At 43.0% G+C, this 23,825-nt stretch carries 21 protein-coding genes and 1 pseudogene; 9 read left to right on the top strand and 13 right to left on the bottom strand.

Translation table 11 applies throughout. The features are described from left to right. Positions 1 to 71: 71 nt before the first annotated feature. Positions 72 to 1,037: an EamA family transporter gene (locus QO189_RS07115; protein ID WP_371532147.1), complete on the bottom strand. Its 966-nt coding sequence runs from the start codon at positions 1,035 to 1,037 to the stop codon at positions 72 to 74. 230 nt (positions 1,038 to 1,267) lie between these two features. On the opposite strand from QO189_RS07115, the gene QO189_RS07110 reads away from it, so the two are divergent. Further along, positions 1,268 to 1,732 (top strand): tetratricopeptide repeat protein, encoded by a 465-nt coding sequence (locus QO189_RS07110; protein ID WP_371532146.1) that lies wholly within the window; start codon positions 1,268 to 1,270, stop codon positions 1,730 to 1,732. Between the two features lie 204 nt (positions 1,733 to 1,936). Here the strand turns inward: QO189_RS07110 and QO189_RS07105 are convergent, their stop codons facing one another. Further along, entirely contained in the window at positions 1,937 to 2,464 is a 528-nt protein-coding gene (locus tag QO189_RS07105) for a hypothetical protein (protein WP_371532145.1), read from the bottom strand. A gap of 294 nt (positions 2,465 to 2,758) precedes the next feature. Here QO189_RS07105 and QO189_RS07100 point away from each other — a divergent pair, with 294 nt between their 5' ends. After that, the gene (locus QO189_RS07100) at positions 2,759 to 3,001 is read left to right on the top strand and encodes a hypothetical protein (protein ID WP_371532144.1); all 243 of its coding nucleotides are present in this window, start codon (positions 2,759 to 2,761) and stop codon (positions 2,999 to 3,001) included. Between the two features lie 61 nt (positions 3,002 to 3,062). Here the strand turns inward: QO189_RS07100 and QO189_RS07095 are convergent, their stop codons facing one another. The 5 genes from QO189_RS07095 to QO189_RS07075 all read right to left on the bottom strand — a co-directional run bounded on the left by QO189_RS07095 (position 3,063) and on the right by QO189_RS07075 (position 7,996). After that, positions 3,063 to 4,409, bottom strand: coding sequence for an NAD(P)/FAD-dependent oxidoreductase (locus QO189_RS07095; RefSeq protein ID WP_371532143.1), 1,347 nt, complete (start codon positions 4,407 to 4,409; stop codon positions 3,063 to 3,065). Between the two features lie 163 nt (positions 4,410 to 4,572). Then, a complete protein-coding gene (locus QO189_RS07090) occupies positions 4,573 to 5,460 on the bottom strand; it encodes an alpha/beta fold hydrolase (protein WP_371532142.1) in 888 nt (295 codons plus the stop codon). A gap of 66 nt (positions 5,461 to 5,526) precedes the next feature. Next, positions 5,527 to 6,069: a PaaI family thioesterase gene (locus tag QO189_RS07085; RefSeq protein ID WP_371532141.1), complete on the bottom strand. Its 543-nt coding sequence runs from the start codon at positions 6,067 to 6,069 to the stop codon at positions 5,527 to 5,529. Positions 6,070 to 6,522: 453 nt separating this feature from the next. Then, positions 6,523 to 6,975, bottom strand: a complete 453-nt coding sequence (locus tag QO189_RS07080) for a winged helix-turn-helix transcriptional regulator (RefSeq protein ID WP_371532140.1) — start codon at positions 6,973 to 6,975, stop codon at positions 6,523 to 6,525. A 133-nt stretch (positions 6,976 to 7,108) separates the two neighbouring features. After that, positions 7,109 to 7,996 carry a LysR family transcriptional regulator gene (locus QO189_RS07075; RefSeq protein ID WP_371532139.1) on the bottom strand — a complete coding sequence of 296 codons (888 nt, stop codon included), beginning with the start codon at positions 7,994 to 7,996 and terminating at the stop codon, positions 7,109 to 7,111. A 195-nt stretch (positions 7,997 to 8,191) separates the two neighbouring features. On the opposite strand from QO189_RS07075, the gene QO189_RS07070 reads away from it, so the two are divergent. The 3 genes from QO189_RS07070 (at position 8,192) to QO189_RS07060 (ending at position 11,148) form a co-directional block, all read left to right on the top strand. Next, positions 8,192 to 9,310, top strand: a complete 1,119-nt coding sequence (locus QO189_RS07070) for an alpha/beta hydrolase (RefSeq protein WP_371532138.1) — start codon at positions 8,192 to 8,194, stop codon at positions 9,308 to 9,310. Positions 9,311 to 9,419: 109 nt separating this feature from the next. After that, the gene (locus QO189_RS07065) at positions 9,420 to 10,601 is read left to right on the top strand and encodes an MFS transporter (protein WP_371532137.1); all 1,182 of its coding nucleotides are present in this window, start codon (positions 9,420 to 9,422) and stop codon (positions 10,599 to 10,601) included. Between the two features lie 22 nt (positions 10,602 to 10,623). Next, a complete protein-coding gene (locus tag QO189_RS07060; RefSeq protein WP_371532136.1) occupies positions 10,624 to 11,148 on the top strand; it encodes a cyclophilin-like fold protein in 525 nt (174 codons plus the stop codon). A gap of 299 nt (positions 11,149 to 11,447) precedes the next feature. Here QO189_RS07060 and QO189_RS07055 read toward each other — a convergent pair whose 3' ends face one another. Further along, on the bottom strand, positions 11,448 to 11,933 hold the full coding sequence (locus tag QO189_RS07055) for a hypothetical protein (RefSeq protein WP_371532135.1): 486 nt from the start codon (positions 11,931 to 11,933) through the stop codon (positions 11,448 to 11,450). A gap of 212 nt (positions 11,934 to 12,145) precedes the next feature. On the opposite strand from QO189_RS07055, the gene QO189_RS07050 reads away from it, so the two are divergent. Then, positions 12,146 to 12,814 carry a hypothetical protein gene (locus tag QO189_RS07050; RefSeq protein ID WP_371532134.1) on the top strand — a complete coding sequence of 223 codons (669 nt, stop codon included), beginning with the start codon at positions 12,146 to 12,148 and terminating at the stop codon, positions 12,812 to 12,814. Between the two features lie 130 nt (positions 12,815 to 12,944). Here the strand turns inward: QO189_RS07050 and QO189_RS07045 are convergent, their stop codons facing one another. The 4 genes from QO189_RS07045 to QO189_RS07030 form a co-directional block, all read right to left on the bottom strand. Next, positions 12,945 to 13,700 carry a zinc-dependent peptidase gene (locus QO189_RS07045; RefSeq protein WP_371532133.1) on the bottom strand — a complete coding sequence of 252 codons (756 nt, stop codon included), beginning with the start codon at positions 13,698 to 13,700 and terminating at the stop codon, positions 12,945 to 12,947. A gap of 162 nt (positions 13,701 to 13,862) precedes the next feature. Continuing rightward, positions 13,863 to 15,914, bottom strand: a complete 2,052-nt coding sequence (locus QO189_RS07040) for an autotransporter domain-containing protein (RefSeq protein ID WP_371532132.1) — start codon at positions 15,912 to 15,914, stop codon at positions 13,863 to 13,865. Between the two features lie 89 nt (positions 15,915 to 16,003). Then, positions 16,004 to 16,225 carry a hypothetical protein gene (locus QO189_RS07035; protein ID WP_371532131.1) on the bottom strand — a complete coding sequence of 74 codons (222 nt, stop codon included), beginning with the start codon at positions 16,223 to 16,225 and terminating at the stop codon, positions 16,004 to 16,006. Then, complete coding sequence (locus tag QO189_RS07030; RefSeq protein ID WP_371532130.1) at positions 16,222 to 16,866, bottom strand: GDSL-type esterase/lipase family protein; 645 nt, start codon at positions 16,864 to 16,866, stop codon at positions 16,222 to 16,224. The genes QO189_RS07035 and QO189_RS07030 overlap by 4 nt, the downstream gene beginning before the upstream one ends. A 299-nt stretch (positions 16,867 to 17,165) precedes the next feature. Here QO189_RS07030 and QO189_RS07025 point away from each other — a divergent pair. The 3 genes and pseudogenes from QO189_RS07025 to QO189_RS07015 all read left to right on the top strand — a co-directional run. Continuing rightward, positions 17,166 to 18,737: pseudogene (locus tag QO189_RS07025) on the top strand (circularly permuted type 2 ATP-grasp protein); the annotation flags it as partial. An 853-nt stretch (positions 18,738 to 19,590) separates the two neighbouring features. After that, positions 19,591 to 20,376: a transglutaminase domain-containing protein gene (locus QO189_RS07020; protein WP_371532129.1), complete on the top strand. Its 786-nt coding sequence runs from the start codon at positions 19,591 to 19,593 to the stop codon at positions 20,374 to 20,376. A 41-nt stretch (positions 20,377 to 20,417) separates the two neighbouring features. Then, on the top strand, positions 20,418 to 21,158 hold the full coding sequence (locus QO189_RS07015) for a peptidase (RefSeq protein ID WP_201601096.1): 741 nt from the start codon (positions 20,418 to 20,420) through the stop codon (positions 21,156 to 21,158). Positions 21,159 to 21,208: 50 nt separating this feature from the next. Here QO189_RS07015 and uvrA read toward each other — a convergent pair whose 3' ends face one another. Continuing rightward, positions 21,209 to 23,776, bottom strand: a complete 2,568-nt coding sequence (uvrA, locus tag QO189_RS07010; RefSeq protein WP_371532128.1) for an excinuclease ABC subunit UvrA — start codon at positions 23,774 to 23,776, stop codon at positions 21,209 to 21,211. Positions 23,777 to 23,825: the final 49 nt, after the last annotated feature.

Here is a 23,825-nt window from a genome sequence, read left to right as displayed (position 1 = left end):
TAATAGCCAGACTCATTGTATAGGCAATGAGTCTTTAACCATCGTTTATCCATTTATCTAAGAGTGAACTATTAGACTCCGTACTTATGAGCAGGTTTTTTCCTTATCCCAAATTTCACATTTGCTAATAATAACCCCGACAATATCAATATCATTGCCAACAGTTTCCACCACGTTACAACTTCGCCCGTAAGCACTACGGACGTTGTCATACCGAATACCGGCACTAATAGAGCAAATGGCATAACCTTGGAGGTAGTATTTTGACTGAGTAGATGTGCCCAGAGTCCGAAGCCCACTAGGGTTGAGATATACACGATAAACCCAAGTGATAGCCAAGATTTGAGCGATGCGTCCGTAAATGTCGCCAGCTGCCATGCATCAGTCTCAAACATAAGAGAAGATACAGTTAAGATCACGCAGGCAATGAGACCGCCCCATGCTACCAGTGCGAGAGCAGACAAAGCAGATGTCTTGTTTTTTCCAGTGGTAGGTGCGATAGCAGCCACGTCTGTTTTTCGTTGTGCTGCTTTTAAGGTCGCTTGTGCTGAGGCTTGCTTGGATGCAATGTTACCAAAGCTCCAACCGACTGCGGCAATCAAGATGCAGACAAATCCAGCCACAGGCATATCTCCGCCAAGGTTTAGCGCAATCACGCTAAGGCCTAATACTCCGACCAACATACCGATGATTTGCATGCGACTGACTGCTTCGCCCAAGATAAAGTACGCCAACAATACAGTGATAAAAATTTGCATTTGTAGCAACAATGCCGTCAAACCCGGTGACGCACCTAGATGCAGGGCTGTAAATACAAAGGCATATTGCATCACGAAGGTACCGATAGCATAGATGAGTAAGGTACGGTTAAATGTAGGTGGCTTAAGAAACAAAACCAAGGGCACGGCGGTAAAGAAAAAACGTAGAGCCGTGAGCATTAGTGGCGGGAAGCTCTCTAATCCCCATGCAATAAAGGTGAAGTTTACACCCCAGATAAAGGTAACCAGTACAGCCAGTGCAGTGTATATAGGGGTCATGTAATTGGCCTAGGAAGTGATGACTAGTGATTATATTTTAAAAATATTTTATGGCAGTTTCGTATTAACGAGCGAATTCTTTGCTAGAGAGAGATTTAAGATGCCCTAGGCTGTACGGAGTTCGTAATACTTAGAATGAAACTAGGACCTAGGCTAGCAATAGTGGCAGAGGCTGACGCGACAAAAAATTCCAATCGATAGATCTGTTAAACCTAATGTAGTGAAAATATATGAGTAATACTAGAAAAAGTCAAAATATTATGAAAGAAATCACTGAAGTCTTTAAAAATATGGATTTTGATACAGGTTATAATTTGCTCAATAATTCAGATTTATCAGACGCCAATATCTTAGTATGCAAAGGCAATGCTGAATTCTACAAAAGAAATCACAGTAATGCCTTTGATTTTTATGGTCAAGCGATAGAAATAGATAGCAACCTTAGAATATCTAGAGATTTTTATTTATGGGCCTCAGAGTTTCTAGCTGAAGGAAATTTAGTTCAAGCTTTTCAAAATTATCAAGAAGCAATCGATATAGAACCAGATTTTGTAGATGCTTATATTGACCTAGGAGCTTTAATGATAGAAGTAGGAGAGTTTGCATCTGCAAAAAAATGCTATACAGATGCATTAGCCTTAGATCCAAACGATATTGGAATTAAAAAAAGTTTGGATAGCTTAAGTAATTTTTAAAAGAACTTGTAGAATGAATTAATGTATTATTAGAAATTATGACTGAAATATTTTAGTTCTTGTAAAAAAGAAGCATCGAAAAACTATTGTTTTTCGATGTCTATTTATCTAATTAATTTTCAATAATTAAAATAATAATTTTATGTTTAATAATTTCTAAATAATTTTGAATTTATATTAAAGTTATTTCTAGACACATCTCAATCAATTATTAATGATGATCGGATAGGAGATAACCCGTGGCTCAGGTGGTGGCGCACTTCGCACTACCTCAGTCACGGGCTTTTCTGTTACTTTATCTTTTATCCAAAAGTCAACATAGCTGTCTTTACTAAACCATGCGGTACCAATATCAGTAGCGAAGTCTAACTGGTAGTTAGTGTTTGCTTTGGCATCAAACATAATCTTGGTCGGCAGAGTATAGTGTCCAGCCATACGGTAAGTGACTGTCAAGGTATGCTCACCCGTTGTAATCGGGTAGACATTATCCCAAGTGTCGCTGTAAGCCTCTTTTTTATCTTTAGGTACGCGCTTACCATCAATCTCCATGATATAAGCGATACGGTCGCCAACGAGCTTGGTATGTCGCGGCTCCATTTTACCCATAATCGTTGCGCTCTCCCCTGACACAGGTGGCTGATAGATCAGCTCGCTTGGTAACTCTTTGACATTTTTCATGCTTATACAAGCGGTCAACAGCGGTAACGCACACACCAATACAGTCCACTTCATCACTTATCCTCAGTAAAATTCGTTCAATTAATAGTCGTCTTTCATCATTTTTAAAAACATTCGTTGGTAAAAATTTGACGTTTATAGTTTACCTTTTTTGTCTTTCAATCAGTAATATTTTTATTAGAAACTATCGCAATAGTTAGCGCATAATGAGTTTTTTGAACTGCCTAAATTATTAGGTAAAAGTTAGAAATTAACTATAGATTTGAGATCAAAGCAGCAGCAGATGTTGCAACGTGCTATCTAACTTTCTTAACAGACTGGACCTAATCAGAGGGTTTTTATGGGTGTATGTTTATTAACGCTTGCGCAGAGTATTCAGCTGCCGAATCTATACCGCATCAAATCGCGAAGCAACACAAAATTGAAGTGAGAAAATGGTTACTTGAACAGTTTAAGGTGGTAGGGGCTAACCATGATCAGCAGCAGTCTGATACTCTATTTGTATTTGGTGAAGGTGTTATCGTTACCGCGCAAACGGGTCAGAAGTCATTAAAGTTGAATAATGAGCTTTGTATGAGCTTAATGAAATAGCTCGTCATAGGCATTGACCAGTAGTGACGGTATCAAATCTCCTACGGCTTTCCTATATCAATTACACTTCACCTTTTGCCATATACTCTTCAAAAGAGAGGCGAATATGCGCGCCGACACTACGAAATGGATCAGGCGGTATCCAGCTCGGCACTGAATGATTAAGGATAAAATCCAGCTCTGGACTTTGTTTGCCGCAGATGTACTCCGCCATATAATGACCTAAATAAGTGCCTTTTGCTACCCCAACACCATTCATGCCAGCAATGACGTATACGTTAGGCGTATGCTCCGTAAAGACAGGTTGATGATTCATCGTGACACAGATCATACCGCCCCATGTGTACTCAAATGGTACGTCTGGCAGTTGCGGAAAACGCGCTAAATAAGACTGACGATGCTTAACTTTTACCTTGTCGAGTGATGTTCCAGTGCTAGATAGGGTAGGCTGATAATTTAAGGTATTGCGGATAAATATTCGCCGATCTGATGTAAATCTCACCGTCGTGCCAGCTGGATGCGCAGAAGTAAGTCCCCAAGGTGCTATATTTTCAGTAGCCTTATTCTCAGTAGCCTTGTCTTTAAAACACTGCATTTCATTATCATTCAGCGGGCGAGTCAAACTGGCATAGGTGAATATCGGCGTTATTTGATTAGAAGCCACACCAAATTTTTCTGTAAATGCATTTGTGGCTAAGACGATGGTGTTGGCACTGAGTCGCGCTTTTGGGGTTTGGATGACTTTATTGGCTAAGTCTATTTCTTGGACTGGCGTATTCTCTAACAAAGTTACATTAGGTGGTAGCCCACTGGCGACGGAGATCGCTAAAGCTGCTGGGTTAACCAATATGTTACCCGGTGTATAGACTGCACGCTTATAGTAATGCGTACCCAATTTCTTTGCTAAGGCATCACCATTTAATATCTCGTACGGTTCTCCGATGGCCTCTAACGTTTTTACAAAGTCACTCAAACCAGAGAAGTGCTTTTCCTCATGAGCGGCCAAATACTTACCAGCCTGATGCCAACAAACCTCTAATCCTTGCTGCTCCTGAATACGCTGTAATCGCTGAATAGCAAAGGTGTTCAAGTCGCGAGCCTTTGTGTTTGCCTGTGCATCAGGCTCTGTAGGATCTAGGTTGTGAGGTATATCAATAATAAATCCTGCATTACGACCAGACGCTCCTTGACCAACTTCTAGCGCATCAACAAGGGCAATGCGCGCCTCTGGACGGAGTTCAGCCAATCGGCCAGCGGTCGCGAGACCTGAGAATCCTGCACCAATGACAATAACGTCAAAGTGCTCGTTTTTTTCAGCTTGCTGCACGGGCATAGGACGTATAAAAGGTACAGACTCAAACCAACCAAGCTGACCATCTATAGCAGGTAGTCTTTTGATCTGTCGCATTGGATAACTCCGTGATATTAGGGCTTTCGTTATTTTTAGATAATACTAATAGTAGCTATAAAAGTTAACTTTCTTTAGGTGCAAGCTTAGCTCACAAAGATAGGGCGATTCTCAATCATCAATCATCGGTTTTTCATCTTCGGAGTTTTTCATACTATGTCTTTCAATCATTAAACGCTTTTATAATGATGTTTGCACATTGTTCAGGCGCTTCCATTGGCAGCAGATGCCCATTGTCCGACAGCTCAATGATTCGCTCGCTAGGGACAAGGTGCTGCCAAACTTTACGCACATCATCGCTGATAAACATAGAAGGTTTGCCAACGATAATAGTGTAAGGCAAACCAATAGTATTAAGGTCTTTTAAGGCGTCATTGACAAAAGGGGTATCGAAGTAGCTTGCCAATTCTTGCTCAGGAGCGAAAAGCAGACTATGTTGTCCTTGCTTATTTTCGACAAGACTATTTTTTGCAAAGACATAAAGATTGTCATCATCAATACGCTTAAAAGCACGATGCGCCCGTAGATAGTCATAGTAGGACTCAATGCTTTCCCACTGTGCTTGCTTGGCTTGTGTGCTTTTAAAAGGCTCTTGAGTTATCTTTAAATCGTCAGGTGCTGAGTTCATCATAAGCATCTGCGATTTGGTAAAAGTAACGGGCTCTATTAAATACAGTTGTGAAAATAGCTCTGGACGTTTTGCCGCGGCAATGGCGGTGGCAGTCGCGCCTTGAGAATGTCCAATACCTACAATAGGCTTATCCTGTGTCCTCTCTAAAAAGTTAATCAATATATCAGCATCTTGCTCGCGAGTCAGCTTTTTGACGGATGGTAGATCGTACCAATAGCCGCGCATGGCGAGACTGGTGATAGTAAATTGCTCACTGAGCTTGGTCAGTAGTGGTAGATAGACACCAGCTGTAAAACCATTGCCGCCATAAAAATGTGCAGGCGAAAGCTGTATATTTGTATCACTACCAGCCAAAGGTGATAGATCATAATAGCGCGCTTTTTTGCCATCTAGAGTCATTGTATGTTCAAATGCTTGCATAGTATTGGCCTTATTTTTCGTTAATCATCAGAACCATGTTAAGTAAAAAGGTTGTCATTATTTTCACTACTGCATATCAAAAATCAAGCAAGTCGTGGTGGCATGGGCGTATAGTTTGCCATCAGGCCCAACGATACGACCTTCAGCCGTTGCGGTTTGTCTCCCGACATGGATGATATTAGCCTCAGCACGTACGAGTGGAATGGCTTTAGTCAACGCTCGAATCATATTTACTTTAATCTCGAGCGTGGTATAGCCTTTGCCGGTGGGCAAGGTAGAATGAATAGCGCAGCCGACAGCAGAGTCAAGGATGGTACAAAACCAACCGCCATGTACGCTACCTAATGGATTGTAATGTTGCTGACTGGGTCGACCTTGAAAGATGGATTTACCGCCTTGTATGTGGATAGGAATAAAATCAAGCGTTTCTCCAATCGGTGGTGAGGGCAACTCTCCCGCAAACATAGCATCAAAAAATGATTGGCCACTCATGCTGGCCAGTTGAGCAGGCGAGGTTATTCCTATAGAGCCTAATGTAGCGCGTATACGCACATCATCAGCTTCCCATTTAGCTAGCGTATTATTAATATCTGTTTTCGTAACATCCATTTTACAGTCCTTGTGTATGGGTTGTTTATACATTCTATTTGGTTGGCGAAACTTGTAGACGCCGCGCAGATTTCTTTGCAGAGGAGTAATATAAGATAATATAGTTACTACTAAAAAGATAGTTACTATCAAAAATAACTCTTGAAAATACAGTTACTATGTATATTTATTATCGTACTTTCATTATTTCTAATAGAAGTGCTGGCAAGTAGCATAAAATTTGAGGCCATTTATGCCAATATGCATGATGATAGCAGCTGGTGGTAAGTACGTATCGCTAAAAGAATTCTTTAATACAACAGAACATATGGGTGATTTAAAGGCGAGTTGAGCACGATTGTTTTTGCTAATAACACGAGGACAAGCAGTTTCTTATGTAAAAGAGTTGATTGTGCAAAAGAAGGATTGAAAAATCATCAAGAAGTGATAACGCTTAAAATCTATATAAAACGCTTATTTAAACTTTTTCTGAATGGCACGTTTACCAATCTCAACGCCAGTCACTTTGTCAATGACGACAGGTTGGATTTCCTCACTTGTCTCAGAATCTACAAAAACAACCCTTTTATCATAGTCTGAACAAGGACTGTGAGTAAGACCCCATTCCCTTAACATGAATAGTATCGGTAGTATATCTTGACCTGCCTCCGTTAATAGATACTCTTCGCGCGGCGGCTGTGTCGAGTAGCGGTGTTTTGTCAATACACCTTCTTCGACTAGAGTGGTTAGACGTTTAGTCAACACCGACGGTGCAATGCCTAGACTATTATGAAATTCATCAAATCGTGTCAGTCCCATATGAGCATCGCGTAAAATCAGCAAGCACCAAGGATCGCCAAACACCGAAAGGTTGTGAGCGATAGGGCAAGCAATAAGGCTGGGGCGATCTAAAGACACTTTAGCCATAAATATCAACGTTAGTTTCTGATTTATAGATGATTATACCTTAAATGGTCATAACTTTAGGGGTCGTCTTAATGAGCTTGAATGGCTCATTTTTTCTTAGAATTTTCTTGGTGCTTTGCTACCCAAGTAAATACTATTTGAGCTTCAAAGCATCAATGACGGCTCGTAGCGCAGGTGACACATTGTGATGCGGATAATATAAATGAAAGCCGCTAAAGGTATGACTGAACTCTCTCAATATATGAATAAGCTTGCCGTTTTTTAGCTCATCTTTAATCATATCGATGGGCACATAACCTATACCCAGTCCTCGTTTTGCGGCATCAATCACTGAGTAATCAGTCGAGAATACCCATTGTCCTTGCGTCTTTAATTTGTAAGGCTGCCCATCAATCATAAAGTCCCAGTGATACATACCGCCACCCATGAATCGATAGCCCAAGCAGTTGTGATCGTTCAACTCTACAGGTGTTTTGGGAAAGCCAAACTCAAGGAAATAATCTGGTGAGCCAACCACAGCAATCTCCTCATCATAGTCGATACGTACCGATATCATACCTTCGGTGACCAAACTACCAAAGCGAACCCCTGCATCAAATTGTGTGCTGATAATATCTGACAAAGCAGTATCGCTGATCAACTCGAGTTCAATATCAGGATATAGCTGTTTGAATTTGGCCAGCTTTGGTAACAGCACTTTATCAATAGCATACTGACCAGCACTAATGCGTACCAACCCCGCAGGCGTTTCGCGCAAATGCTTGAGTCCATCTAACTTCTCATCTAATAAACTAAAGCTCTGCTCAGCGGTCACAAACAACGCTTCGCCTGCATGTGTCAAAGACAAGCTACGTGTGGTTCTCGTGAATAACTGTAGACCTAAGCGCTGCTCTAATAACTTAATAGAGCGGCTCAGTGCGGATTGTGATATCCCAAGTTTGACAGCGGCCTTAGTAAAACTACTCTCTTGAGCAACCAATAAGAAAGCATGCAGCTCATTATAATTCTCTTGTTGTCGCATATTCAGAACCTGAGTGAATAAATAAAAGTTAAAAAATGGGTATTATCACTATAATCGTAGAAGTATAAGATAATCTCATGACTTTAGAGAATATATTATAAACAATTTTGTCTTGTTTATAACACGGCTATTTCTACTCACACATTATGAATAATCATCAGATAAGTGATGATTTACTATCAAAAAGGACGACCAATGACCTTACCATCAATGATCAAAAAGCTTAGCCTGGGAATACTGCTCAGCTCAACCATCCTTGGAGCGAATCATATGGCACAAGCCGCCACATCTACCGTCCCACTCGTACAAAAATGGGATAAAACGTTTGCTAAAAGTGACAGCGTCACACATCAAAAAGTAACATTCAAAAACCGTTATGGCATCACGCTTGCTGCAGATCTTTATATACCAAAATCCTATAACGGCAAAAAGCTAGCAGCATTAGCTGTTGGCGGGCCTTTTGGCGCTGTAAAAGAACAATCGTCAGGCTTATATGCGCAAAAAATGGCAGAAAAGGGCTTTGTCGCTATAGCTTTTGATCCTTCTTATACGGGTGAAAGCAGCGGTACGCCTAGAAATGTCGCGTCCCCAGATATCAATACGGAAGACTTTAGTGCAGCGATAGATTACTTAGGGTTACGTCCTGAGGTCGATAGAAATCGTATTGGCGCTATTGGTATCTGTGGTTGGGGCGGCATGGGTTTGAATGCCGCTGCGATGGATACGCGAATCAAAGCGGTCGCCACGACCAGCATGTACGATATGAGTCGTGCGATGGGGCATGGGGTAGGTGACGGTGGTGATCGCTATGATGCGGGCGATCGTCAAGCAGTATTAAAACATCTCAATCAACAACGCTGGGTAGACGCAGAGAAAGGGCAGCCTGCGACGGCCAATCATGATCTCTATGTAGACGATAACGGCAAAGTGACCACGACAGATCGTATTTTGCCCGAAACGTTAGATAGTAATCCAAACCCTGTGCAAAAAGAGTTTTTCGATTACTACCGCACAGATCGGGGTTTTCATAAAAATGCGGTGAACTCAAGCGGCGCATGGACGGCGACGACGCCTTTATCATTCATGAATATGCCACTGCTGAGCTATATTGACGAGATATCTCCACGTCCTATCTTAATCATTGCTGGCGAGGATGCCCACTCGCTTTATTTTAGTAAAGATGCTTATCAAAAAGCCAAACAACCAAAAGAACTGCTCATTTTACCAAATACGAACCATGTCGATTTATACGACCGCATGGATAAAATCCCTTTTGACAAATTGACAGACTTTTTTAATAAAAACTTGAAATAAAAAAAGAGAGTAGTGAGTTATAAAAACAACCGGCTACGTGATGGCCGGTTTTTCGTTTAGTTTAAAACCCATTTTTTAATAGATTCTCAATACAATATCGAGAGTGTGTATGTTGAACACCAAAGAAAAAGAAAAAAATGTAGAACAGCCCGCCTATTGGAGTGGGGTTTTTGCCATGACATTGTGCGTTTTTGCATTAATTGCCTCAGAGTTTATGCCTGTGAGTCTACTCACGCCGATAGCAGTAGATCTCAGCATCAGTGAAGGGATGGTAGGTCAAGGTATTGCCATTTCAGGTGCATTTGCGGTTATCACAAGTTTGACGATCTCTCGTGTGGTAGGCAATATGAATCGTAAAACGCTATTGTTGCTTTTGACTGCCCTGATGGCGGTATCAGGCACCATTGTGGCACTGGCGCAAAATTATATGATTTATATGATTGGAAGGGCACTGATTGGAGTGGTTATCGGTGGATTTTGGTCCATGTCAGCAGCAATGGCGATGCGATTAGTACCACCCTCAGATGTGCCGCGGGCCATGGCGATTTTTAACAGTGGCAATGCCTTGGCAATGGTCATTGCAGCACCTTTAGGAAGTTATCTTGGGTCAATCATTGGTTGGCGCGGTGCCTTTTTTTGTCTAGTTCCTGTGGCTCTATTGGCTCTTATTTGGCAGTGGATCAGTTTACCTGTTATGCAAGTCACTACAGATAAAACTAACAAAGCTACCTCTATCTTAGGATTGCTGCGTAATCCTATCGTCATGATTGGTATGTTGGCCGTTAGCTTGTTTTTTATGGGACAGTTCTCACTTTTTACTTATGTAAGACCATTTTTAGAAACCATCACTCAAGTTAATATCTCTACTTTGTCACTTGTTTTGCTTGGCATTGGCGTGATGGGTTTTATTGGCACGTGTGTGATTACCATTTTCTTAGAGCGGCGTTTTTATACAACTTTGATTGTAATTCCTATTCTTATGGCAGCAATTGCAGCGACGTTGATATTTTTTGGTACATCGACCATGGTTGTGGCAGTGTTACTTGGTCTTTGGGGGTTTTTAGCAACAGCAGCCCCTGTTGGTTGGTGGAGCTGGCTTGCTCGCACATTGCCAGAACAGGCTGAAGTAGGGGGAAGCTTGATGGTCGCTGTGGTGCAACTGGCTATTGCATTAGGTTCGACAGTGGGTGGTATTTTGTTTGATCATAGCGGTTATCAGGCAACGTTTGTCTTTAGCGCTATTATTTTAGTGATTTCCGCGTTCTTAACATCGCGTTTGACCGCGCAGTAACTACTATAAGGGAGTTTGAGAGATGACTATGAATAATCACATGATTATTATGATGGCTGTTGGTATCTTGCTAACGTTGAGTGCTTGTGCTGACGATCAAAATGGCACATCAAACTCGTCCATTGTGCATGAAAGTTTGACGCAAAAAACAAGCTCTAATAATACAGAGCAACCGATATCAGAAAAGGAGCAAGTGAATATGTGGATGACAATTAATGGAAATCGTTTTGAAGTGATGGCTGAAGACAGCGCGACTGCGCATGCTTTTGCGGCACAATTGCCCTTAACGTTAAATATGGAGGATTTGCACAGTAATGAGAAGCACGCTCAGCTACCAAATCCACTGCCAACGAATGCCAGTCGTGCAAATACCATTCATAATGGTGACATCATGTTGTATGGCTCATCAACGTTAGTGGTGTTTTATAAGAGTTTCTCTTCATCCTATTCTTATACGCGTATTGGTAGAGTAAGCCAGCCTGATAAGTTAGCTGATGTACTGGGGCAAGGCAATGTGCAAATTAAATTTAGTCGTGAACAACACTGACGTCCGCTAGGTTAGTTCACAGTATTCTCATAAGAAACACATGATGACTGCTTGCTTGGTTTGCTAGGCAGCTGTTATGGCGATTAAGAATGACACGTAGAACAAACCTGCAGTCTGTGTCATGAAGTTATTACCACATAGACCTTATTTAACATAATATACATTATGCGAAAACATACCAGCGGTTTCAGCAGAAGAGTAAATATCAATCTGCGTCACATCATTTCTATATTTAAATGAGTATTTTTAAATTTAAAATAGCTTAACGCTGATATTTTAAATATCAATTCAGTTTTCTACTAACGACAAGTTTCAAGCAAATGCTTACTCAAAGTTCCACCGTCTTCATTTAAGCTAACATCTGCGATTTGGCAATCTTTATCATTGCACCTCAAATCATAATAGATATTGCTACCTTGCGCCAAGCTAACTTGAACCAATCCTTTATCAGTCATCGAAAACTTCTTGTCTTGCGTATAATCAGGATCTTGAGAATTCCACAGCACATCATAATCAACGTTGCAGGACATTTGAGTTTTATCAAAATAATCTTGTTCTAGCTGCATGGCTGCTAGCAAGTCAACATTGGCATATTGCTGTAGCACCACAGGATTACTCATACCTTGGTCATCGATATCTTGTTGGTACATTTTTGTGATAGTCGTGATTTTCATATCAGCCACAGCAGCTTGTTTCTGAGATGCTTTTGTCACATTTGCTGTGGCAGTACCGACAGTTGTCAGTGCTATGGTTGATAGCAATATCAGCGATTTATATGTTGGCATGTCGTTCTCTACGAGATCTTATCTTATAAGTGTTACGGTCTATTACATCATAGCCATATAACGACTCTGCTGTATTATCGTATCATTCAGGTTCACTCATCAAAATTCCGATTACATAGCGCTTTTATGCTCTTTTTTATCTGTTGTGATGACAAATTTTAGTGGCTTATCGTAACGTTTATTTTGCTAATAACTGTGGTAAGGATGCTTTTATGATAATACTACCTACCTTTTTTAAGGAAAAATCTGCAACATTGGCTTCTAGTGGCCTTTTATTGCTTACTTTGACCGCGACTGGTTGCCAGTCCGCTTCTGAGTCCAGTGAAGCCATTGTTTCTCAACCTACCAGCACCTCAGCAACGCCTATAAGTACTGATATCAGTCAACAAACCCTAAAGCAGCAAGCGTTGCGTATACAGCGGGCGCTCGCCAATAAAGATTTTGCTAGAATTACTGATGATATTCATCCCACACGTGGCGTTCGTTTTTCGATGTATGCCTACGTACGCCCTGAGTCTGATAAAGTCTTTAGCCGCGCGCAATATGCACAATATTTGCAACAGTCCAATATTCGCTTCACATGGGGCGAGAAAGACGGTACTGGTGATTTATTAATCACACCGCTGCCGACGTATTTGGAGACTTGGGTGGATGGCAAGAAATTCAATGATGTGGATATCAGCGTCAATAAACTGACCAATAATGGAAATTCAATCAATAACTTCAAAGACATATACCAAAACTCAGACGTTGTAGAGTTTTATTATAAAGGCACTGAAGAATACGCTGGTATGGACTGGCGTGTACTGCGACTAGTGTTTGATGAGTATCAGGGCAAGCGTTATCTCGTGGCGATCATTAACGACCAATGGACAGTTTAAATAAAAACGTAAGCATCTAAATGGTCAGATATAGTGTATTAAAAAAGGGCAATGCGTCATATATGAAGCACTGCCCTTTTTGTCTCTTTATCATATTGAATTATATTCAATTTTTGATATATAATTGACTTTATGGTTTTGACTGAAGTGGACTTTGCTTAAAGAACTTCACCATAATCTCATAAATATCTGGATATGCGTCAACCAGCTTTTGCGGCGTCTCAAAAAATACTTCACTCAATACCGCAAAAAACTCGGCGGGATTGGTGGCGCCATAACGGTCCAAGCCTGATTTGCGGTGCGTTTGAAAATCTTCAAAGTCGCGAGTCATAATATCAGTCCATCGCGCAGGATCCATATCAGGCTGCATGGGCGGAAAGCCATTAGCGCGGCCATTCATCATATCGAGCTTATGCACAAATTCATGAATCACCACATTATGACCATCACGCTCGCCTGAGTGCTTGGCATCCTTCCATGAAAGTATCACAGGGCCCCGCTGCCATGCTTCCCCACTACGGTGCTGACTGCCTTCGTGGACGATGCCGAACTCATCTACCGTTGTACTCTCACTTTTGTACGAACCTTGATAAATAATAATAGACGACCAGCCGCTATACCACTCAAGGCTGAGGTTTAAAATGGGCAAGCAAGCCTGTAGCGCAATGGATTGTCTGACCGCATCGGTAATTTCAAACCCTTGCGCGCCTGTAAAAGACTTATCATCCAAAAATAAAGTCGCTAAGTCAAATAAACGACCTCTCTCCTCCTCGTTTAATCTATCAAGGATAACGATACGCTCAGCCGCCCGCGCCCAGTCTTCATGCGTGAACTCGCTGTTATCCAATATGCGCTGCTCGCGCCAGTCTTTGATGATGTCAAACATACACTTTATCCCTATTCTTCTTAGTATATAGGCCAGCCATTCTACGTATACTATAGAGATAACCAGTAGCACGCCATGATAATTACTATATTAAAATGTATAAAAAACGCCGCTCATAAATAAATTACTAAGCGGCGCAGACTGTCATCCATACATTATGTTTTAAAATTGATACTGTAAGCCTAACTGTACTGAGCTGTCTTTATCATCACGTGCAAAGGTAGTATCGCCATTCAGATACGCATAGACATTGTTATAAACCTTGTTGCTAACACTCAGCTCAAAACGTCCGTAGTCATCATCTTTGTTCGTTTGGGTGATACTAATGTCTCTGTTTTGCCCATCAGCGAAAGACGTTGTTGATAAACGGTCTACTAAACCATCTTCGATAACATGTACGTAAGCCAGTTTGCTTTGAAGCTTGGCGGGTGTACCCATTAAATCAAACCCATACTGCAACTGGTAACCAAGCTCTGAATCCCATGCCTCGCTGGACGTGCTTTCAATTTTTAGGGCTGTGCGAGAGTTGGCATTGCCACTTGTGTAGCCGTCTATGTCTGTATCACTGTAGTTCAAACCTAAAAAAGCGCCATGAGCGATATTTTTCTTGATAAGAAAATTGTAGCCAAGCTCATTATAAGCACTAAACACATCGGCATCAGCATTACCGCGTTCGCTATTGTTAATAATGTTGATGCCATTATTGCCATCTAGTTTAACGGTGCTATTAACATCTAAATCATGTTTAGATAAGCTTACAGAGGTCGTATTCCACCAAGCCGTGTCTTTACCGCCCAATAGCGAGTAAGCTTGAATGCCATAGCTGGTGTCTTTTTTGATACCGTTCTCTACAGTTTTATTGTTTTGATTGGCGGCTTTGAGACCTGCACCAACACGCCAGCTAGGTTGCACAACGTATTCACCATAGATGCCAATATTGGCGCGAGTGCCTTCTTGGACGTTATCAGAATCGACATAGCTTTGAGAGCCGTCTACCCAAACCTGAGTACGCAAAGCATCAAAGGTGTTATTTTTATCAATAGCAGGTAAAGCCAAAGCATTGGCACGCTCAAGAACCGCTGAGTGCGCATCAGTGGCACTATGCTTTAATACTGTTCCCATTCTATTTTGAAGATTAAGCGCGCTTTTGTTTGCGGCAATGATATCAGCATTGGTTTGCTCAACGATCAATCTACTAATAAGACGCGAATAGTCACGCATTCTTTGTGCGATGCGTTCTTCACCGAATGCAGAAGTAAGCACTTCCTCATTGTCTAATTTGGGATTGTGCCACGTATAGCCACCTGGGATATTCGGATTTTCCGTTTGCGTATAACCATCATAATCAGGTCCAAGAGCCCAGTTGGTCGCCTCAAATCCTACTACAGGCATTACGTTGTCAAAAGACTCTTGATCGCTACAACAGCCAACACCATAAGGCTCGTAGGGTTCTGTCGCGCCAGGTGCAATGATGGCTGGATTGACTTCGAGTGTCATACCAAGCTCTTTTGCAATACGCAGCGCATTTTCACGCAGTCCTACATTGGCAGCTACTTCATTGTCGTCATCGTCATAAGCATTTCGTCCTGCATTGGCATACATCTTATCGCCTGTAATCAAGCTATCTAAGTTAATCATACCCAGTGCTGTCGATTTTTCTGCGTCAGTGAGCTGATCAACAAACGCCTTTGAACCATTGAGGCCACCCTCCTCTGCACCAAACGCCACAAACTGAATATCATGTTCTGTATCAATGCCACTCAGGTTTCTTGTCAACTCAGTCAAAACACCAGACCCAGAAGCATTATCGTCCAATGCCTCTAGATTTTGATAATTTGGATAAGCGACAGCAGAATCATAATGTGCGCCAACAAATAGCGTTCTGTTGGTATCAGCAATACCTTTTTGGGTCACGATAATATTATTACTCGTTAGTGTTTGACCTCTAAATAAACCGCGAGGTGCGACAAAATCAAACGTTTGACGATCGACTTGATTATTACTGCCATCGATAGTCATACGTTGCTGCATATAATTAGCAGCCTCAATTTCCTTGTCAGATCCGGTATAGCGACCAGCATAGTCGCGAGCGAGCGTTAACGCCGTTTCTTTACCATAATCACCGTATTGGGCCTCTGCAAATGTTTGTGAGCCTGTAAGTAGTGTCAGCGCAGCGACAACTGAAATCGTGAGCGGTGATAATCTATTATGCAAACTGTTTCTCCTTGGTTAAAGAACTGTAAACGATACTGAAAAATAACTCAATTAAATGTGGTTTACAAGAAAAAGAAACAACGCATTTTTTAAAATAAAATCTCCATCGACAACATATTCATAATCAATTTGATCAAAGTTTCTTTTTGATTCGGGTCAGACTCAGCGACCAATAAGGTCAAAGCAGCAAGACCTGTGTTATTAATCACCATCTCACCTTTATCATTGAGTAAGCGTCCGTTACGGTGTAAAAAATCTACAAACAAAAAAACCACTGCGCTTATTGCCATCAGTAAGTAGCTATTTTTCATCGTGCCAATCCTTCCTCTTGTAAATAATCATGCAGCCCTTCTGCAAACTGCCGATAACCCGCAGCATTGGCGTGGATGCGATCAGACTTTAACGTGTCATCCGACAGTATCTCAGACCAACCACCTGAATATAAAGGCACCTCTTTAGCATCAGCAATATCTTCGTATAATGGGTTGTCACTCACCTGTCCAAACAGAGCGCTGGCACTAAAGTGAGGTTCAGCAATAAGGACCACATCGATATTTGCAGATTTCAAGGTGTCGATAGTAGCAGTGATATTGGCACGTGTAGTCTCAGGTTGAACGCGTTGCAACACATCATTACCACCCACGCCAAGCAGTACCAAGTCAGGGTTTTGCTTAGTGATATCATCGACACGAGCCAGCACATCTGCGGAGGTATCGCCATTGACGCCTGCATTAATAACGGTCCAATGACTCAAATCGGCAAGTACCTTAGGATAAGCTGCATCTAGACTCGCGCCATAGCCGTAAGTCAGCGAGTCACCAAGTGCAATCACTGTGCTACCAGCTGGCAAGGTATCTTGCTGTGGCTCACTACCACAGCCGGTTATATTCAGAGTCGCTACCAACCCCATACTTGCCAGCACCAAAAACTTACCTCGTATCTTCATGTCCATTCTTTTCCTTTTTTCACACAGATTGAGTTAAATTTATCAGAATTAGGCTGATATTACTAAAAACCTATTACTTAACCCTTGTTGTATGTTACTCGGTAACCGTTGTATAGTTCATACAGGAGATAGACTACCTGTTTGGCGAAATACAAGTGATCCCTTGCTTAGCATAGAGGGTGTAGTCATCATAAAGTGTAACTTTACCAAGGATACGTGAGGTACTTATGAATAAAAAATCATCTCAATCCCAGAGTCAGGGTCAGAGCCAAAATCAACCTCAAGAAGAGCAGTCAATAGGTCAAATCAAAGACCAAAGTCAGAATAAAAATACAAATGAGGATACGGCTACCCCTGAAACCAGTGTAAAAGACAAGGACAACACTTCAGGGCAATCGCAAAGCCAGTCGCAGAGTCAATCACAAAATAAGTCAGCAGACAGTAACTCAACAGATACTCCCCCATCACGCGCACCAAGCTTTGATGAACTCCAAACAGGCAAAGGTCAGTATCGTCCCGTTGCAAAAGCCGTTGGTCATTGGCTTGATAACATCAACATGGATGCCCTCAATTATCTCAACGAACAAGCAGAAAACATCTTTTACCGCAAAGGGGTTACTTTTACGGTCTATAGCGATGCCAAAAACATCGAGCGTATGATTCCGTTTGATATTATTCCACGCATTATTGCAGCGAGCGAATGGCAACAAATAGAAGCAGGCTGTAAACAGCGTATCACTGCTCTCAATGCTTTTTTGCATGATATCTACCATGATCAAGCCATTATGAAGGCCGATATTGTCCCTGCCAGCTATGTGTATGCCAGTGGTTGCTATGAGCCGTGGATGATGGGCATTGAGCTCGACAAACCAATATACTCTCACATTAGTGGTATCGATCTAATCCGTGATGAGTCTGGCAAGTTTTGTGTGTTAGAGGATAACTTGCGTACCCCGTCAGGCGTCTCATATATGCTTGAGAGCCGCAATATATCAGAAACGCTCTTAGCTGATATCTTTGCTGACACGCCTATTATGGGTATTAGTGATTATCCCAACCGTCTCAAAGCCTGTCTTGCCAGCTCAACATCCAAATATGATCCGCAAGTCGTCATTTTAACGCCAGGTCGCTTTAATAGTGCCTATTATGAGCATGCCTTTTTAGCACATGAGATGAATGTGCCACTCGTTCATGGTTATGATTTGGTCGTTGAGGACAGCAAAGTCTACATGCAAGGTATTCGCGGTAAAGTACAAGTTGATGTCATCTACCGCCGCATTGATGACCCTTATATTGATCCTTTAGCATTCCGCTCAGATTCTATCTTGGGCGTATCGGGTCTTATGAGTGCGTATCGCGCTGGCAACGTGGTGATTGTTAACGCACCAGGTACGGGCGTGGCCGATGATAAGAGTTTATATCCTTTTGTACCAGATATGATTAAGTTCTACTTAAATGAAGAGCCTATCCTACCTAATATTGAGACATACCAGTGCCGTAAGCCCGACGATCTCAAATATGTGCTTGATAATCTGGACAAGCTGGTGGTAAAAGAAACGCAAGGCTCAGGCGGCTATGGGATGCTTATTGGTCCGACATCAACCAAAGAAGAAATCGAAGAATATCGCGTACGTCTGCTTGAAAATCCAGCCGGCTATATTGCTCAGCCAACCATCTCACTATCTACCAACCCCACTGCCGTGAGCGATGGTATCGCACCGCGTCATATTGACTTGCGTCCCTTTATTCTCAGTCATGGTGATGGCACGGTAGATATCGTACCCGGTGGTCTGACACGAGTGGCCATGGTTGAAGGCTCGTTGGTCGTCAATTCATCGCAAGGTGGCGGTATCAAAGACACTTGGGTTATTGATGACAGTGATTTAGACAGCCAGCAAGCCGACAAGTGCTCGCCTTCATCATCAGTAGGGGTCAATTCTGCAGGCAACGCTTCAGGGCATGCGAACTACTATAATCGCGTCCAGCCCTTAGAAACCGGTTACGAGAGTTTAGATGATGCGCCCATGATACTGCTACTCTCTACCGCCAGTCACTTAATATGGCTAGGCCGATATAGTGAGCGCCTGTATTACTATGACGATGTCATGAAACAGCTTATCAAAGGCGATCTCAAAAAATCACAGATCAAACATTTAATCAGTCATTTAGGGTTTGCCGTTGATGGTGAAGCGTCGCTTACCACCATGAAAGCGCAAATGATGTCTGATTTGGAACAAAACATCATACCCAATATCGTGCAATCGATTGAGGACAATGTCCAAGAGGCCAAAGGTGTCATTGGTAAAGATACCGCTGAGCTGTATAACCTAATCAAGCGGTTATCGAGTGCTGGCACGTATCGAGCGGCCACCTTGCAGCTACATGCGTGTAACGCTGCGATGAAACAAGAAAATCCGACAGTGACTTGTTTTTGGCAATTAGGGCGTCACTTCGAGCAGCTTGAGCGTGCCGTCTTGTTGGGAGAGGATTCAACAGAGGTCAGTTTTGAATTCAGACACTGGATTAATGAGTTGCCAGAAAATACGCGCTGGCGTGAGCTTATCCGCTTGACCAACCAGATGATCAGATCAAAGAAATTTAGTGATTTTGCGCTGATTAGCAAAGAGTTTAATCTCATATTGCGTCAAGGTGTATAGAAGGTGTCTAGCCAAAAATCAATAATAATGGCTCATGAGACATATGGAATAAACAGAAAAAGGAGAAGATATTATGAAACTTCAAATCAGTCACCAAACCAACTATTATTACGATGAGCTGGCGCAGCGCAGTGTACAGTACATACGCATGACCCCCATGCAAATGCCGCACCAAACCATTCATAAATGGGATGTCATGCTCCCTAAAGTGGCGACCAACCAAAAGGACGGCTTTGGTAATGCATGGCTCACGCTCAGTCGTAACGAGGCACATAACAACTTACAAATGCAGGCATCGGGTGTCGTTGAGATCAATACCGAAACCGAACGACTAGAGGATATGGATCATGTCCCCTACCTGCTATTTACCGTACAAACCCCGTTGACCAAATGCTCACAAGAGATGCGAGAATTTGCAGCGCCATATCTAAAAACGCCCACTCATGACAGCCTAAAGGCGATGGCAAATGCCCTTATTATGAAAATGCCTTTTGTTAAAGACGTCACACATGTGGGCACGACCGCTGCTGAGGCGTTTGCGACAAGTGCCGGTGTGTGCCAAGACCATACACATGTATTTTTAAGTATCTTGCGCGATCAACAGATTCCAGCGCGTTATGTGTCCGGTTATCTGTATGACGATACCGAAAATCACATGGCCAGTCACGCATGGGCTGAGGTTTGGTTAGATGGTTACTGGTATACTTTTGATATCTCAAATCAGGCATTTACCCCAAACTCACATGTGTATGTGGCGATTGGGCGAGATTATCTAGATACGGCACCTGTTCGCGGCGTGCGTATGGGCGGCGGTTACGAAAATCTTTACAGTTTGGTATTAGTCAAAAAGCTATCATAGCGTTTGCTATTTTTTATTACTTTTTTCATCAAGGGTATCTTATGACCTATTGTGCTGCCATTCGTCTAAAAGACGGTATGGTCTTTGCCAGTGACACGCGCACCAATGCCGGTGTTGATCACATATCGACATTCAGAAAGTTGTATCAATATGGCATTGAAGGCGAGCGCTTTATGGTGCTGCAAACCGCTGGCAGCTTAGCGACATCGCAAGCGGTATTTAATAAACTGCAAAACGATATTGATCAGCGTCTTGAGAGCAACCTCAATACAGTGACGACATTATTTGATGCGGCGCAAATGGTTGGCGAATGTATGCGTGATATTATGAATCATGCAAAAGCAGTCGCTAACTCTAGTCGCGATGGGGCATTTACTAGCTCATTTATGCTTGGTGGTCAGATTAAAGGACATCCGCCTGAGTTATACCTAATTTATCCTGAAGGCAATTGCATCAAAGCCACTGAAGATACGCCTTTCTTTCAGTTGGGTGAAAGCAAATACGGCAAACCTATTTTGGATCGTTCTGTCAGCTATAACACGGATGTAAGACACGCGGCACGTGCCTTGATGCTATCATTTGATTCCACGATTCACTCAAATCTATCAGTCGGTATGCCGATAGATTTTGTACTTTATGAAAATGACAGTTTAATCTTACCCAAAGGTCGCCGTATTGATGAGCGTGATGAATATTTTAATACCATCCGTCATAAATGGTCAGATGCGTTACGTCGCACGTTAGTTGAATTGCCCAAATGCCCTGATAACTATTGGGGATAGACCTTTCACCCTTAGACCCAATTTGAAGACTGGTCGTCACATCAATAAAATCACACCAATAAAAATGGTGCGGTGCGACTGTCTTCTGATTGGGCCACGTCTTCTGGCGTGCCTTGAGCGACAATTAACCCGCCCTCATCACCTGCCCCTGGCCCAATATCAATCACCCAGTCGCTATTGCTGGCCACTTGCATGTCATGCTCAACCATAATGACCGTGTTCCCCGCATCGACCAGACCATTTAATTGCGCCATCAGCATGGATACATCAGCAGGATGTAGACCTGTGGTTGGCTCATCTAAGATATACAGTGTATCGCCTCGTTGCGTGCGTTGTAGTTCAGTGGCAAGCTTGATGCGCTGTGCTTCACCCCCTGACAGCTCAGTAGCTGGCTGCCCCAAACGTAAGTAGCCAAGACCCACTTGCAGCAATGCATCTAACGCGCGCAAGATAGGCGCTTCATCAGCAAAAAACTCATGAGCCGCTTCAACCGTTAAATTTAATACCTCAGCAATGTTTTTGTCTCGATACGTGATGTCTAACGTTTCTTCGTCATAGCGTTGCCCATGACAGACCTGACAAGGCGCATAAACACTTGGTAAGAACAGCAGCTCAACACTGACAAAACCCAAACCTTCACAATTTGGACAGCGGCCTTTTTTGGTGTTAAACGAGAAACGTCCAGCGTCATAGCCATGTGCTTTTGCTTGCTTAGTTGCGGCAAATAGCTTACGCACATCATCGAACAATCCTGTATAGGTTGCCAAGTTGGAACGCGGTGTCCGCCCAATCGCTTTTTGATTGATATTAATAAGACGACGGACTTGCTCCATGCCAGCGACAATTTCACCACCAGTGACTGTCTCAAGCTCTTGCTCAAGCAAATCTGCCTCACCTACAGGCGCTTCAGTAACCGTCTTTTGCCCCAATACTTCACTGATAAGCTCTACCAATGCTTGGCTGACAAGACTCGACTTACCTGACCCTGAGACACCCGTGACACTGGTCATCACTCCAAGTGGAAACTCAACGTCTAAGCCTGTTATATTGTTACGCTCGATATTTGCAAGTTTGAGCCATGCTGTCGGTTGCCTCGTGTTAGATTTTGACTGAAGATTCGCCGTGTCGTTGGCAAAGAGATATTGACCCGTATGCGACTGCGCAACCTCACGTAGCCCTTCTACAGGCCCACTATAGACAATCTCACCGCCATGCGTGCCAGCCTTTGGCCCGACATCCACCACCCAATCAGCATGTCTAATCACACTCACATCGTGTTCAACGACAAACACCGAGTTGCCAGACGCGATCAACTCATCTAGCGCACCAAGTAGCGCCTGCGTGTCAGCAGGATGCAGACCTGCTGATGGCTCATCAAGGACATAAACCACGCCAAACAGTTGCGAGCGAATCTGGGTCGCTAATCGCAGTCGTTGTAGCTCACCAGGCGATAGCGTTGGTGTGGTACGCTCAAGCGACAGATAGCCCAGACCAAGCCTTGTTAGTGCCTCAATACGAGAGAGAATATCACTAGCAATACGCTGGGCAACGATGGCTTTTTCGCGGTTTGGTGTGTCATCTGCTACTTTGGTGTGTGCTGTTTTCTCAAGTTTGATTGCCATATCCGTCAGTGTGAGCTGCGACAGCTCACCGATATCGAGTCCTGCAAATTTAACCGACAGTGATTCTTTTTTGAGTTTTTTGCCGTGACATTCTGGACACTCAGATATCTGCATAAATTGCGAGACGCGTTTCTTGGTACGCGGGCTTTGGGTCGTGGCAAAAGAGTGCAAAATAAAGTTCTTGGCACTGGTAAACGTGCCCATATAGTTTGGCTTCTCCCCTTTCTCAATCGCCTCGCGTGTTTGCTCTATATCGTACTCAGGATAAACAGGGACCGTTGGCGTTTCATCGGTAAACAAAATCCAGTCGCGGGTCTTCTTTGGCAGGGTGTGCCAAGGCTTATCGATATCATAACCCAGCGTTGTTAATATACGGCTCAGGTTTTGACCTTGCCATGCTGGTGGCCACGCGGCAATCGCCCGCTCGCGAATACTCTTGGTATTGTCTGGTACCAGTAGCTCTTCGGTCACTTCAAACACACGACCAATACCCGAACACGTCGGACAGGCACCATCTGGCGTATTAGGCGAGAATGCATCGGCATACAGTATCTCTTGGCCAGCGGGATACTCTCCGGCTCGTGAGTACAGCATACGAAGACCATTAGAAATAGTCGTCACACTACCCACAGACGAGCGCACTGACGGCGTACCTCGCTTTTGCTGTAGAGCAACCGCTGGCGGCAATCCTTCTATAGTATCGACATCGGGTTCATCAACCTGATCGATGAGCCTTCTTGCATAAGGCGACACCGAATCAAGATAGCGGCGTTGTGACTCGGCAAACAACGTACCAAATGCCAATGAGGACTTCCCTGAGCCTGAGATACCGGTAAAGACCACTAATGCATTGCGAGGTAAATCAACATCAACGTTCTTTAAGTTATGTACACGCGCACCTCTGACCTGAATGTTTTCTTGATTGGGGTTGTATAGAGCGCTCTTGACGACACTTGTCTTATTTGCTGTTTCTTCTAATTTTTTTGGATCGGCCATGGCGCTATTTTTCCTATTGGGTCGCTGTTTATTGCTAATGTATTTATTA

This window comes from Psychrobacter sp. Arc29, assembly GCF_041431175.1.
Taxonomy (GTDB): Bacteria; Pseudomonadota; Gammaproteobacteria; order Pseudomonadales; family Moraxellaceae; genus Psychrobacter.
The sequence above is the reverse complement of the archived record's forward strand: the minus strand, read 5'-3'. Positions and strand labels throughout refer to the sequence as shown.

Coding starts and splice junctions, on each gene's coding strand:
- QO189_RS07095 (WP_371532143.1), bottom strand. CDS start 4,409: ATGCGACAGATCAAAAGACTACCTGCTATAGATGGTCAGCTTGGTTGG.
- QO189_RS07075 (WP_371532139.1), bottom strand. CDS start 7,996: ATGCGACAACAAGAGAATTATAATGAGCTGCATGCTTTCTTATTGGTT.
- QO189_RS07105 (WP_371532145.1), bottom strand. CDS start 2,464: ATGAAGTGGACTGTATTGGTGTGTGCGTTACCGCTGTTGACCGCTTGT.
- QO189_RS07050 (WP_371532134.1), top strand. CDS start 12,146: ATGATAATACTACCTACCTTTTTTAAGGAAAAATCTGCAACATTGGCT.
- QO189_RS07045 (WP_371532133.1), bottom strand. CDS start 13,700: ATGTTTGACATCATCAAAGACTGGCGCGAGCAGCGCATATTGGATAAC.
- QO189_RS07080 (WP_371532140.1), bottom strand. CDS start 6,975: ATGGCTAAAGTGTCTTTAGATCGCCCCAGCCTTATTGCTTGCCCTATC.
- QO189_RS07070 (WP_371532138.1), top strand. CDS start 8,192: ATGACCTTACCATCAATGATCAAAAAGCTTAGCCTGGGAATACTGCTC.
- QO189_RS07110 (WP_371532146.1), top strand. CDS start 1,268: ATGAGTAATACTAGAAAAAGTCAAAATATTATGAAAGAAATCACTGAA.
- QO189_RS07065 (WP_371532137.1), top strand. CDS start 9,420: ATGTTGAACACCAAAGAAAAAGAAAAAAATGTAGAACAGCCCGCCTAT.
- QO189_RS07085 (WP_371532141.1), bottom strand. CDS start 6,069: ATGGATGTTACGAAAACAGATATTAATAATACGCTAGCTAAATGGGAA.
- QO189_RS07055 (WP_371532135.1), bottom strand. CDS start 11,933: ATGCCAACATATAAATCGCTGATATTGCTATCAACCATAGCACTGACA.
- QO189_RS07020 (WP_371532129.1), top strand. CDS start 19,591: ATGAAACTTCAAATCAGTCACCAAACCAACTATTATTACGATGAGCTG.
- QO189_RS07035 (WP_371532131.1), bottom strand. CDS start 16,225: ATGAAAAATAGCTACTTACTGATGGCAATAAGCGCAGTGGTTTTTTTG.
- QO189_RS07090 (WP_371532142.1), bottom strand. CDS start 5,460: ATGCAAGCATTTGAACATACAATGACTCTAGATGGCAAAAAAGCGCGC.
- QO189_RS07030 (WP_371532130.1), bottom strand. CDS start 16,866: ATGGACATGAAGATACGAGGTAAGTTTTTGGTGCTGGCAAGTATGGGG.
- QO189_RS07100 (WP_371532144.1), top strand. CDS start 2,759: ATGTTTATTAACGCTTGCGCAGAGTATTCAGCTGCCGAATCTATACCG.
- QO189_RS07060 (WP_371532136.1), top strand. CDS start 10,624: ATGACTATGAATAATCACATGATTATTATGATGGCTGTTGGTATCTTG.
- QO189_RS07015 (WP_201601096.1), top strand. CDS start 20,418: ATGACCTATTGTGCTGCCATTCGTCTAAAAGACGGTATGGTCTTTGCC.
- QO189_RS07115 (WP_371532147.1), bottom strand. CDS start 1,037: ATGACCCCTATATACACTGCACTGGCTGTACTGGTTACCTTTATCTGG.
- uvrA (WP_371532128.1), bottom strand. CDS start 23,776: ATGGCCGATCCAAAAAAATTAGAAGAAACAGCAAATAAGACAAGTGTC.